8 protein-coding genes are annotated in these 13,368 nt (G+C 29.0%); 3 read left to right on the forward strand and 5 right to left on the reverse strand.

What is annotated here, in order from left to right:
- The first annotated feature begins 16 nt into the window (after window positions 1-16).
- From CHRYMOREF3P_RS00910 to CHRYMOREF3P_RS00920, 3 genes are all read left to right on the forward strand, one after another.
- Window positions 17-4,837 carry a DEAD/DEAH box helicase gene (locus CHRYMOREF3P_RS00910; protein WP_180563622.1) on the forward strand — a complete coding sequence of 1,607 codons (4,821 nt, stop codon included), beginning with the start codon at window positions 17-19 and terminating at the stop codon, window positions 4,835-4,837.
- A 5-nt stretch (window positions 4,838-4,842) separates the two neighbouring features.
- Complete coding sequence (locus tag CHRYMOREF3P_RS00915; RefSeq protein ID WP_180563623.1) at window positions 4,843-7,236, forward strand: DNA/RNA helicase domain-containing protein; 2,394 nt, start codon at window positions 4,843-4,845, stop codon at window positions 7,234-7,236.
- 80 nt (window positions 7,237-7,316) lie between these two features.
- On the forward strand, window positions 7,317-8,576 hold the full coding sequence (locus CHRYMOREF3P_RS00920) for an exodeoxyribonuclease VII large subunit (protein WP_180563624.1): 1,260 nt from the start codon (window positions 7,317-7,319) through the stop codon (window positions 8,574-8,576).
- On the opposite strand, the gene CHRYMOREF3P_RS00925 is transcribed toward CHRYMOREF3P_RS00920, so the two are convergent.
- The 5 genes from CHRYMOREF3P_RS00925 to CHRYMOREF3P_RS00945 form a co-directional block, all read right to left on the reverse strand.
- Window positions 8,569-8,772, reverse strand: a complete 204-nt coding sequence (locus CHRYMOREF3P_RS00925) for a hypothetical protein (RefSeq protein ID WP_180563625.1) — start codon at window positions 8,770-8,772, stop codon at window positions 8,569-8,571. The two genes, CHRYMOREF3P_RS00920 and CHRYMOREF3P_RS00925, sit on opposite strands and share 8 nt — an antisense overlap.
- A gap of 84 nt (window positions 8,773-8,856) precedes the next feature.
- The gene (locus CHRYMOREF3P_RS00930) at window positions 8,857-9,660 is read right to left on the reverse strand and encodes a GIY-YIG nuclease family protein (protein WP_180563626.1); all 804 of its coding nucleotides are present in this window, start codon (window positions 9,658-9,660) and stop codon (window positions 8,857-8,859) included.
- A 41-nt stretch (window positions 9,661-9,701) separates the two neighbouring features.
- Entirely contained in the window at window positions 9,702-10,397 is a 696-nt protein-coding gene (locus tag CHRYMOREF3P_RS00935; protein ID WP_180563627.1) for a leucine-rich repeat domain-containing protein, read from the reverse strand.
- 37 nt (window positions 10,398-10,434) lie between these two features.
- Window positions 10,435-12,228, reverse strand: a complete 1,794-nt coding sequence (locus CHRYMOREF3P_RS00940; protein WP_180563628.1) for a hypothetical protein — start codon at window positions 12,226-12,228, stop codon at window positions 10,435-10,437.
- A complete protein-coding gene (locus CHRYMOREF3P_RS00945) occupies window positions 12,218-13,288 on the reverse strand; it encodes a hypothetical protein (RefSeq protein ID WP_180563629.1) in 1,071 nt (356 codons plus the stop codon). Before CHRYMOREF3P_RS00945 ends, CHRYMOREF3P_RS00940 begins: the two co-directional genes overlap by 11 nt.
- Between the last annotated feature and the right edge of the window lie 80 nt (window positions 13,289-13,368).

Consider the following 13,368-nt stretch of genomic DNA (forward strand, 5'->3'; position numbering starts at 1 on the left):
CTAATAAAAACTTAACATGATTGAGAATACGATGCTTTTTGACAAATTAGTTGAAAGGAGAAAAAAGCATATAGAAACATTGCTAGATGAGGAATTCAGCGGAATATGGAGATATGTAAAAGGAAATTATTCTTCCGAAGCGCATTTTATACACGAACTTCTTCAAAATGCTGATGATTGCGGTGCTTCTTATGTAGATTTTAGAATAACTGAAGACGGATTATATTTTAAACATAATGGTATTATAAGATTCACAATTTCCGATGTAGATAAAACAACGCAAGATAAACTGAATGGTACATTAGGGCATATAAATTCCATAACAGCAATAGGTAATTCGAATAAAGTAGATCAGCAGAAAATTGGAAAATTTGGTATTGGATTTAAGGCAGTATTCGCATATACTAATGAGCCAGAAGTATATGATGATAATTTTTGCTTTAAATTAAAGAATTACATTGTTCCAGAACGATTAATTGAAAAAAATACAAATAGAAAAAAAGGAGAGACCTTGTTTTATTTTCCTTTTAATAATGAAGAGAAACCAAAGGAAGTTGCCCATCGAGAAATAGTTAATAAATTGAAATCTTTACAATCACCACTACTTTTTCTAAAAACACTCAACATAATTAGGTGGGAAAATAAGAAAGAAAAAGGATTGTTTACTAAAGAAGAAGATGTTGAATTTTTTAAGGGTAAATCTTCAGATAATCAGATTGTTAAACTTGTAAATCAAGTTAATAATGATATTCAACTGAAAAGGATTTGGTTGTTTACAAAGACTGTACGACTTAAAGATCAAACTGGAGTTCAAAAAATAAATGTTGGTTTTTTTCTTAATGATAACAATACTATTAATTCTGATAGTAAAGTAGATGCATACTGCTTTTTTCCTACAAAAGAAACAACGAATTTGAGATTTATTATTCATGCTCCATTTCTTTTAACGGATAATCGCCAAAATATTTTAGCGGGAAATGATTGGAATAAGTTTCTGATTGAGGAATTAGCTACCTTGGCAACAGAAGCCTTAATGAGTATCAGATCTAAATGTTTAGATGATAAAATTTCATATTTTGGAAAGTCATTTGTTGAACTTTTACCATATAATGAAGAAGATTTTTCAAATATTAACAATAACGATAGAATTTCCTTTTATCCATTTTATAAAAAAATTCTAGTATTATTAAGAACAGAGCAAATACTTCCTGGAAGAAATAATATCTTTTACAGAGCTTCAAATTCTTATTGGTCGACAGATAAAGAATTAACAGATTTATTTTCTGACGTTCAGATATCTCAAATTACTAATCGAGCAAATGTAGGTTTAATTTTTACGCATATTGGTCAAAAGAATGTTGAACAAAATAATAAACCATTGCATAAATATTTACGTTCGATAACAAATGAGATACTTGGACCAGAAAAAATAATTAAAAATATTTCAACTGCATTTACTGAAAATCAATCTATAAAATGGTTATTAAAATTTTATGGCTATTTAAGTGAAAGAGACTCTTATCTTAAAGTAGCTAAGGAGTATCCTATTATTTTGGATAATGAAGGTAAAGCCGTCATCCCTTATGATAAGATAAAAAATCATTATAATATTTTTCTGCCAGCTGGTAGTTCGGAGGATTTTAAAACAGTTAATTTAGAATTCCTTAAATATGATGTTGCGACTATTTTTTTTGAAAGATTAGGACTATCTATTCCAGATATAAAAGCCAATTATTTAAAAAAGATTCTTCCTAAATATGAGGAAGATATTGATCTGAGTGATAAAGAACTAATATCTCATACTAAAGCTCTAATTGAATTTTATAAAAGTTGTCATACCGAGGAGTTCAAAAGTTATGTTGAACGTCTTGGTAAATTACCTCTGTTTAAAGGTATACAAAATAATAAGAGCAAAGATGTCTATTTGATTACTTCTAATGAATTATATCATCTAACAGAAAATTTACATACGTACTTTGAAGGTTATGAATCTGTCTATTTCTTTGATGAAAAATTTTACAAAGCAAATCTTTCTGAAGAAGAATTTACTTTTTTAATTAAAATACTAAATCATCTTGGGGTTAGTTTTTTACCTCGGTTGAAGAAAATAGAAAGATATTGTGATTCTAATACTTTAGAGAAATTCAATCTGTTGAGGTACAAAGGTAGCTACTATAAAACCTTAATCGATCGTGAACTAGAAGGACTTGAAAATGCTATGCGAGTCATTTCCGTTGAAAAATCTCTAGTTATTTGGCAAATATTATTAGAAATTATAGGTGCAAGAAATTACTCATACTATAATTCTATGGTATTCGAAGGAATGTTTACGCATCGAATTGATGGACGATATTCGCCTCAAAATATTTGGTTTGAATCTACATTTATTAAACACTTAAGAAATAATCGATGGTTATATAATTCAAAAATCGAAAAAACAAATCCAAAATCAATACAATACAGTGATTTGGTTGCTGATTATTTTGGTTTATCATCATCTTCCTCCTCCTCAGATCTGTTAATACGTCTGTTAGAATTCCTTCCTGAGCAAGTAGATCCACAACTGTCCGATGAACAGCAGGAAATTTATGATATAGGTAAGGCTATTTTAAATTCTGGTTATACAGAAGAACAAGTCATAGCAGCTATTGCAAAACTAAATACGGACTCTGAGATAATAATTAAACATGAATCAGTAAATGAAAAATTTATTCACGATGGTCTAAATACGTCAACGACTAGGAATCGAGTGCAAAAAACAATTAGAAACATTAGTGAAAGATTAAATGAAAGTTTTTTTGAAAACCATAATCATAAAGTAACTGGTGATAACATAATTGTATCTCCGGTAATAGATTATGAACAGGAAGATATTAGTGGCTCTTTTATTTCCAGTATAGATCTAGAGGATGAATACAATAAAAGGATTAAGCAAGTACAACGTGAGGTCGAAGAATTAGCATTGGTTGAACAATTAAAATCAGAAGTTGTAGATAATGATAAATATACATTTGGATGGTTTAAAGCTTTAATGGAGCTTGAATATCTAAATAATTCTGACTTTAACTCTAAAGGAAAAGAAATATCTATTTCTTTTTCACAAGCGGTTATGGAAGATAACGACAGTAAGATCATTATTTTAAGTAAGCCTTCTAGATATATTCCTGGAAATATTGAAGATATAGGTAATCTAGTTCTAAATATATATAAAGGTCGAAATGTTCAACAAGTAGCAATTGAAGTAGTAAATGTTAAAGAATACTCTCTACATGCAAAGGTCAAAAGATTATCTGATATTCAAAAAATAGATTTCTCCGAGGTTTCGAAGGTTGTAATTGATATTAAAAATCCAATCTTTTTACTTGAAGAATTACGTAAAAATATTTTAAGTTTTTCATTTGAAGACGATTTCAATTTAAAAGAAAATCTAACTGAAAAAATAAAATTTGTATTTGGCCCTCCTGGTACTGGCAAAACAACATATTTAGCAACTGATGAAGTTATACCTTTAATGAAAAAAAATCATAATTTGAAGGTTTTGATATTAACACCTACAAATAAAGCTGCTGATGTACTTTCTTCTAAAATAATGGAGGTTATTGGGAATAGTCGTTCTTACTTAGATTGGCTGATAAGATTTGGTCATAGCACTGATCGTTTCGTAGCTGAGGAATTAGGTGAGGATTTCAGAAAGATTGATATTAATTCTTATGAAAAATCTGTAGTAGTATCAACAATAGCACGTTTTGCTTATGATTTCTTTTTGCCAGAAGGTGAAATAGAAAGAATTTACTTGCGCGAAATTAAATGGGATTATATCATCATTGATGAAGCTTCAATGATAACACTTCCAAATATAATTAATGTCCTATATGCTCAGCGTAATGCTAATTTTGTAATTGCCGGTGATCCATTTCAGATAACACCTATATCCAGGATAGTACAATGGCAAGATGAGAATATTTATAGTTTAGTCCAACTAAATTCTTTTGATAATCCAACTACTGAACCTTATCAATATGATGTAATAAATAGGTATACTCAATATCGTAGTATTCCTACTATTGGCAATGTATATAGTAATTTTACATATGGAGGTAAATTGTTGCATTACAGAAAACCAGAACAGCAAAAAAAATTACAAATAGAAGGTATTGATTTTACAGACCTAAACGTGATTAAGTTTCCAGTTACAAAAATAGAAAGTATATTTAGACCTAATTCATTAGATGGTTCTAAATATCATATATATTCTGCATTGTTTACTGTCGAATTGGTTTTGAAAATGGTTAATGACCTCAGATCTAAAGAACATGAATTCTTCAAAATTGGTATAATTTGTCCATATCGAGCACAGTCAGATATTATAGAAAAATTAATTTTTGAACAGTTTATTTCAGATGAAAAAGTTGAAATTGTTGTTGGAACGATACATGGATTTCAAGGAGATCAGTGTGATATAATATTCACTATTTTTAATCCGCCCTTAAGTATTCGAGGATCGGAGGAAACTTTTTTAAATAAGCATAATATACTTAATGTTGCAATAAGTAGAGCAAGAGATTATTTGTTTATACTTATGCCAGATGATCATACGCATAATATTGAAAATTTGAAAAAAATAAAAAAAATTCGGGACTTATCAGTCACTTTTGGTGGTAGTAGTTTTACTGAATTTTCTTCGCAGTATATTGAAAAAGAATTATTTAATAGCGCTTCTTTTATCTATGATAATTCTTTTGCAACAGGCCATCAATCAGTTAATATTTATTCTAAACCGATTAAAAAATATGAGGTTAGATGTGAGAATTCGGCAGTTGATATACAAATAAAATAATAAGTATGAGTGTTGAAATCATTAACCTAAATGGATATTCTCCTTATCTTGATCCAACTTTATTTCATCAATCTGCTGAAAAATTTTATGAAGATGAAAACTATAGAACAAATATTATAATATTCAATAATTTTCCTTTAGCAATTACTCCAAAGACAAATATTGATTTAATAATTTTTATTAAGACAGACTCGGTAGGTAGTAAAAAAAGTCCATATAATTTTTTTGGTAAAGATTTTAGAAATATAATTATTCCTATAAAAATTGCTAATGAAAGATTTGCATACGAAGATATTCACGATGAATTATTGATTGAAATGTTTGAGGGAGATGCTGAAATGCTTAATAATAGTTTTAGAACTTTTCTTCAAAATAGATGCGATTTTAAAGTTGTAATGGTAGAGCCTGTCATTTTTGCACAAAGTGATAAACCTCATTTTTTAAAAAATATTATCTTAAATAATAATTTGGACTTCCATACTATTATCGAATATTTGAAAAATAGAAATTATAGCCTATATTCATCCTATAGAAATTGGTATTCTTCATCTTTTGATACATTTTCTTATGATATAAAAAGAGTTTTTGACCAGGCATCGAAAGATTCAAATTACGGTTATCTAACAAAAAAGAAACTTAACTATATAGTAAGGAAGAGAAAGTCATCAGATAATATTTTGGAGCACGTAGGAACAAAAACAATAATTATTGAAGGAAGGGCTGGCACAGGTAAAACAATGGAATTAATTAATATTGCTAGTAGGATAATGGAGAGTGGCAATAATGTACTATTTCTATCATATAACACATTATTAGTTAATGACGTTGCTAAAATTCTTAAACATAGACATAATGCGTTACTGAATGAGAGAACAAAAAATAGAGATATTACTAATTTCGAAAAAATAGGTGAAATTTCAGTCAATACAATTCATTTTTATCTATTTCATCTTGTGAAGTCATTAGGAGTATCGCTTATAATCAACTTTGATAGAATGCAAAAACTGTTGAATACACTTAAGGAACGTACTGAGATTGTAGGTCAGTTTATAAATAACAATATCAACCCAGCAATCGGATTTGATGCAGAAAATTTAAAAACTTTAATACAAAATGATTTGACCCTTTCAAAAGATTTAAAGGAAGCAGGTATACTTCTTCTTAATTTTCTTATTAAAAAGAACTATGACCCTAAATTTCCTTTATCAAAAAATATTCAATTTTTTATTGAAAATCGAAAAAAAATTTTAATATCAAACTTCCAAAAAGAAGTTTTTGTATCTGATTATCATAATATTTTAAAAGAAACTTTAAAAGTGCTCAAGCAGACTGATCAGTTTTATGATGATTTTAATATAGCTAATAAAGGAGAATATTTAAAAGATCATTTTTCATTAGATAATGAAAATCAAAAGTATTTTTCAAGACAAACATTTAATTTAAAAATTAGCAATAGAATAAGATCTCGGTTACGTGGTAGAAAAATATTTATTGATGAGGCTCATGATTGCACTAAGATAGAACGAGATATTTTAATGACAGTCTTTGGTTATAATAACTTTACTGTTTCATCAGGAGGGAAAGAACAACTTATCCGAACTGGAGAAGTATTAGATTGGGATGTCTGTGTAGGGAAAAAACATCCTACACAAAAATTCTCAAAAAACAATAGAACCTACAGAATGAAGAGTAACATTGTTCATTTGGTTAATTTTATAGCTAAAAGATTTAATATTGCGATTAATCTTATACCTGATTCAGAGGAAGATTCAGGTAAACTCACCTTAGATTTAAGACCTATTTCAGATGATGGACTGAAGAGTTCAGTGGATGAGCGTTATTTTGAGGGGTTTCTTACAGGATATTCTGCATATGAAAATCTACTATTTTTATTGGATTCAAGATCTGATCATATACTTAGCGTAGAGAACTCAGAAGAAAAAATGTTTGTTACTGAAAATGATAATATTTCAGTAAAAAGAAGTTTTAGAAGAAGTTGGAAGTTTACAGATCTTCTTAGTAATAATAATAACTTTATCATGTGGAATGGGACAGTTGAGGGTAAAAATAGACTCCCCATCCCTCAGAATAATGATGCCAGAATGATTTATTACGAATCATGTAGAGGCCTAGAAGCATATTCCGTTTTTTGCTTTGCTCTTGACCAATATTTTGTTCATAAATACAATGATGACGATGCTAGTATGTATTTACTAAATGATTTATATTACAGTGATAATGATCGTAGAAATGCTTACGCGATTACTGCTGTTATTATGGCAATGACTAGAGCTATAAACTCCCTTTATATTAATATAAAAGATTCGGAATCTACATTAGGTAAAGTTTTATTAGAGTATGCAAGTGCGTTTCCGGATAAGATAAAAATATTAAAATAGATAATAGACGAATCTAAAATTGCTTTTATTTACGTATTTGTAATTTAGAATATCTTTGTAAAATATATACTATCTTCATAATGCAAAATATTGATAAGGGATATGAGACTTATTCCCCTTCATCTGTACTAGGTCTATTTAGCAATGCTTTAAAGATTAGCGCAACAATCAATCTTATTTATCTAAAAGGTAGATATGCATATGGTGGAGGCAAAGCGTATGGTAATTACTATTACGATAATTTATTTTCGGAATCGGATAATATTTCAATAGGAGTTAGAATTTCAGCATTATTAAGAACAAAGATTGTTAATAATGAGGTGTATACTTTACGTGGATATATTGAAAAAAGTATAAAAAACTCTTCTGTTGAGTTAAGGTTTGTGGTAGATGAAATCATACAACAGGAAGAGAAAGCAATCTCAGAAGAAGAGTTACAACGGTACGAACTTATACAGGATAAACTAGAAAAAGGATCAACGGATCTGGAAACGGTAATCAGAAATAAAATCCTAAAAGAAGAGCCTATCAGAATTGCGAATATTTATGGAAATAATGCGATTGTTCAAAGAGACTTTGCTGAAGGACTTGATGTTTCGCAGAAATATATTCAGGTTTCTGAATATACCTGCAGCATTACCTCTTCGACATCCATTGCAGAAAAACTGAAGGAAGTCTCTAAATCTGAGTATGATATTATTGCGTTAGTCAGAGGGGGAGGAGATCGGCAAAGCATGGAAACCTTTAATAATATTACATTATCAAAACTCTTTATTAATTTACCAGCAGTGACGGTAACGGCTATTGGACATACAGTGGATGAAACCCTTTTGGATAAACTCGCTGATAAGCGTTTTCATTTACCTCACGATTATGGAGCGGGTTTACACGCTATTGTAGAAAAGCTACTACACGAAAAGTCCAATTCAAGAGCGTTGCTTATTGATGAGGTTAAAAAAGATGTTAGCAAGCAATTTACTGAGCAAGTGAAAACATTGTCCGAGCAACTTGCTAAAAAAACGGAAGAATTTCAAAAACTACAGGAGATTTCTTCTAAGCAACTTATTGATACACAGAAAAACTTCGCTGAACAGCAAAAACAAAGACAGCTGGAGATGGATAATTATAAAAAAGAAATATCCGCACTATACGAAAAGAATTTGCAATCTGTTATTAATGAGAAGGCCGCATTTTTAAAAGCAGGAATGGAATCTTTACAGAAAGAAAATTCCAGACTGACTACAGAAGTTCAGCAAAGCAAAGGGGATTATTCCAAGATTATTATTGCTGTGATTATTTCGTTAATTGTTGGTTTTGTATTGGCTACTCTTTTTAAATAATTTTTTCCTTAGCGAGTAAAACGCCTAAGTGAAAAAGCGTTTTTGCCTGGTACTGCTTCCGGAGAGCACTTAATCTTTTTTCGATTAAACTTTCACTGATTGTTATGGAGTGGTGGGCGCTTAGTTGTTCGCTGATTTCTGTGACCTTATAGCCTTCTGATAGATATTTTATGATGAGTAAATCTCTGTTTTCCATTGTTTAAAGATAATGATTTCCAATATGAATTTAGAACCGATTGATGTTTTATAAATGAAATAAGATTTATGTATTCAAGGTTGATTAATTATTGTTTAAACCAAATGAATTGGTTCCCAGTTTATTTTTGAAAAGACGTTCTTTTTTGATGGCTTCGTCAGCAGTTATCGTTTTCGGAAGAAGCATTAAAATTGAAAATTGAAAATAGTTGCCATGTAAGGGATCATAATCAAGAAGTTCTTTTAACATCTTATTATTTCCATGACCATTCGTTAACACATAAGCTGACCAGCGACCCCAGATTCCATTTTCACCGTATGCTGATCCTACATAAAGCTTGCCTGTTTGGGTATCATTGATAAGATACACGCCCTTTGTTATGGAAAGTACCTTTTTCCAGTCGCTGTATTGATTCGTTACTATTTCTTTCAGTTCGCTAAAACTTAGAATAAAATCGAAATAATCTGTAAACTGCTTATAATGAAGCCCGGGTTTGATCTCTATGACTTCCATTTCATTTTTTATCCATTGATGCCAGGAAATAGCATTGCTCCACTTGATAATAACTCTTTCTCTAAGATCGTCATATTGCTCAGGTACTTCTATCATTTCATAATGAAAGCAGTCTTCAGCAAACTTTTGTCTGTATGTAATTTGATAAACACCAATAAATCGAGCGAAGACACCCTCTTCACCAATAAACGAAACGATATAATCGACATCTTTAAAAACATCTTTAGATTGTGAACTCTGATAAGCAAGAAATTCTGAACGGTGATTCTTATAAAGATGATATAAATTCTGTCTTCCGTCTTTGTGTCTTACTAGTTTAACTTTTACATTCTTTTCTAACCCCCTGTTATAAAGCAGTTCTTGTATGGTAATCATTTTCTTTACTTATATTATATGCTGTCTTATTTTGACTGTGTTTATTTAACTGTAATAATAGGCGCACGTTTCGTTGCCTCCTGATCAGCACCTTTAATCAATTTTACTGAATCTTCGATATAGAATGTTTTTAGGGTTTTATTATTCGTAATGTCCAGCTCTTTAATTGATGTACCGAGTAGATACAATTGTACCAAATCTTTATTTTTTGATAGATCAAGGTTGAACAGCTGTTTACATCCGTCAAGATTAAGTGTGTGGAGGGCTGTAAATTCTCTGGTATCGAAGTCAGTAAATAAATTATCCTGTAAATAGATGTATTTTATATTTTTGGAGTTTAACTGAATTTTGGTCAATCCAAATCTGAAAGCATAAATTCCTTTCAAATTAACTAAACCTTTTAAATCTAGCACTTCAATTTTATTGTTGTCACCTATATAAAGATTTTCAAGCTTTGTAAGTTTGTTTACAGGAGAAAAATCTGAAATATTATTCTTGCGCAGATTAAGTTCTTTCAAACTCTGAAAGTATTCAAGGCCGCTTAATTCTGAAATATTCTTTTCGTCCAGTTTCAGTTCGGTTACGGTGTTTATTTCTGAAACTTCTAATTTTCCGTTATGGTTTTGATCGAACTGTTGTAAGAGAGCCGTTTTGAGGTTGTTGTCTTTAATGGGAATTTCTTGTGCAGCAATATTGATGGATAGAATGACTGCAAGGGATATTATAATTCTGTTCATTTTATAAAAGGTAATAATAGAGTCTTTAATAACATATTTATGACTGTGGATCGATAATAATGTACCGTGCATCGTCAGAAATTATAAATTCGTACTTCAGGATAATCTTCGCATTTACATTGTTACTTTCCAATATATCGATTTCATCTTCATTATAGTGATATCCATCTTTTTCACTCCATTCTTTAATCTTGTTGTCGGTAATATCTCCTTTTTGCGATTCGGTTATTTCAACAATTAACTGATTCTTATACCAATTCGGATTTTTGCTTGTGTATATTTGGCCTTTAATTAAAGAAAAATCTACGACCAAAATATGATTTTTAAATTTCGAAAACTGGTGTATGACAGGAATTCCATTAAATTTTTTGCTGAAAAGGGGACGTGTAGTATTGTGTTCATAAGTTAAATCCTGAAGTTTATCAGCATTTCTCCAGTTTGCAAATATTACAACATTGCTTTTGTCAGGTGTTTCTTCAATGAAATTTAATACGGTTCCTTTAGGATCACCTGAAATTATAATTTTATCATCTTGCAAAAGTTCAAAGAATGAACTGTCAATACTCCTCGCAAGATGACCACCAAAGTCATTTAATCCAATGATGCCTTGGTAGTATTCTCCCTCAATGAAAGCAAATTTCATTTTTAAAAGTTTTTGAAAGAAACCATAGCCTTTCACCTCATCATCGTTAGGTAAGAATTCTAAATTTCCAAGGCTTTTAAGTATAGAAAGAATTATCGTATTTTCTTCCCATAATTTACCAACATTATTTCGAAACTCATCAATTTTTTCTTTAGAGAGTGGAATTTCTTTTATCTTTTTATAATAATCTATTTCAACTTCTTTTTTCAGAAAAGAGAATACATTGAGAATTTTTTCTTTTTTAAAATTAAGTGTAGTTTCTGTATTTTGATTACCTACCGAATTAGAAATCAGATTTTTATATTCATCTTTTTCAAGTGTTATATCGTCTAAAATATCTTTGATATCATCTCCAATGAAGTTAAATTTTTGTCTTATTATAATTTCGCTTAGGTCATCGTTTACATTAATAATATGCTCAAATTTGAAAAGTATTATTGTAAGACCATATGTTAACCATGTATTTGGAGTTAAAGCATGATAAAATTGATTCACTGGAGCTTCTTTAATTTCCCATTCCTTAACAGCCCACAAATTGCTGTTTTCAATTTTATCAAAAAGGTCGAAAAAATGGTTTAAAAAGTTGAAACCATACTCATATGTTCTGTCTTCTAAATTTCTTTCAAAATAACTAATGTCATAATTATCGAAAGTGATTGAGTTTTTATGTTTTAAAAAATATATCCAACTCAATAAAGTGGTGTTAAAGTAAAAAAAGAAATTCTCTCGGTCTTCCTTATTTTCTATTTTAAAAAGGGTTTGTTCAAATTTAGATGTAGCAATATTAAATAATTCATGATCATCATCCTGAAGAATTAATTTAAAAATATTGATTAATGGTAAATAAGAAAGTTCTAAATACTTTACATCAATATTCCCATAATCATTAATGAAGCTGATTTTTGATAGCAAAGACTCAAACATTCTTTCGATCAACGAAGTTTTATACTTTGGTGATAAATAAGGGAATATACTAACACTTAAGCTTACCGACTTAGAAAATGCATTTAATGATTTATTAAAAGATTTGCTTTGCAACGTGTATAACAAAAAATTTAACAATTTTTCAAAGGATTGTGGATGGTCTTTTTCAGATGCACTGATAATATCCTGAAAAATTGTGGAAAAAATCTCGTTTATATAATTAAAAGAGACTGTATCGTAATATTTGTTTAAGTTATAATTCATTTTCTAATTCAATAAATTCAGTGTAAATATCATCTAAGTTCTGTAGGTTATCATCAAGCTCATTAAACTTATTACTTAATGTATTGTCATTTACTTTTTTCAATAACTTTTGTAAATATTCTTGGGAATAGTCAGATTGTAAATTATTTTTTGAGGAAAATGAATAGATGTTTTTGTAGCTAATATTAGGATTTGGTTGTAATGCAAATAATTTAATATCATTGGTTTTTTCATATAGTTTTCCCAACTGTAGTTCATGATAATATTTTTTCGTATCTCCCATCTTTTCAGATAAGTTTTTAATAGCGGAAATATTAATATCACTTAAATAAACATTTTTTTTGTTCTTTTTTACATAATGTTTAACTCCTTCAATTTCCTGCCAGACAGGATATGATATAAACTTTAATTCATTCTCCATTAAATGTTTGTATTCTTCCTTAAATCTTTTTTTAAAATAATGATTGTAAAAAGATTTATAAAATTCAAGATGTAATTCTAACTTAACGATTTTTGTCCTTTTTGTTTTATGTATAAACTTGAAAACAGTATTATACAAATAAACCAGTAATAAAATATAGGTAGCAAATGAAGTAAATATGAAGATTAAAATATTGCTTTTCACACTTTGATTTCTAATGCTTGGGCTTACGAAATATAAACTTAAGACACAAATGATAAGGGTAAAACCTAAATAGGTAATGAATTTAAAATTTACTTTCTTATCAATGATAGACTGAATCTCGTCTCTTTCATCTTTTAAATGTGTTAATAAAAGATTGGTTACAAATAAGTTCATCGAAACTAATGTAATTATACCAGTCGTAAAAGTCTTAATAGTATCATCAAAATTAATTGTAAAAAATTTTAAAAAGTCCCAATCTATAAATATTGTATACAGAACAATTAGGGATATTAAAGCTAAGTAAATAAGAAAGACAGCCCAAAACCCTCTGCTGAATATCCAACTGAGGATATCTAAAATTGTATTATTTTTATGATTATAAACTTTTGGAAATTTAGATTTAATTTCCTTTTTAACTGATTGTTTTAGACTCATTCGGGGATTAGTTTTTTCAACTCATTGACTTTGATATATGAATAATATACAAGTCAATTGAGAATTTCATAAAAATAGAT

This window comes from Chryseobacterium sp. JV274 (assembly GCF_903969135.1).
Lineage (GTDB): Bacteria > Bacteroidota > Bacteroidia > Flavobacteriales > Weeksellaceae > Chryseobacterium.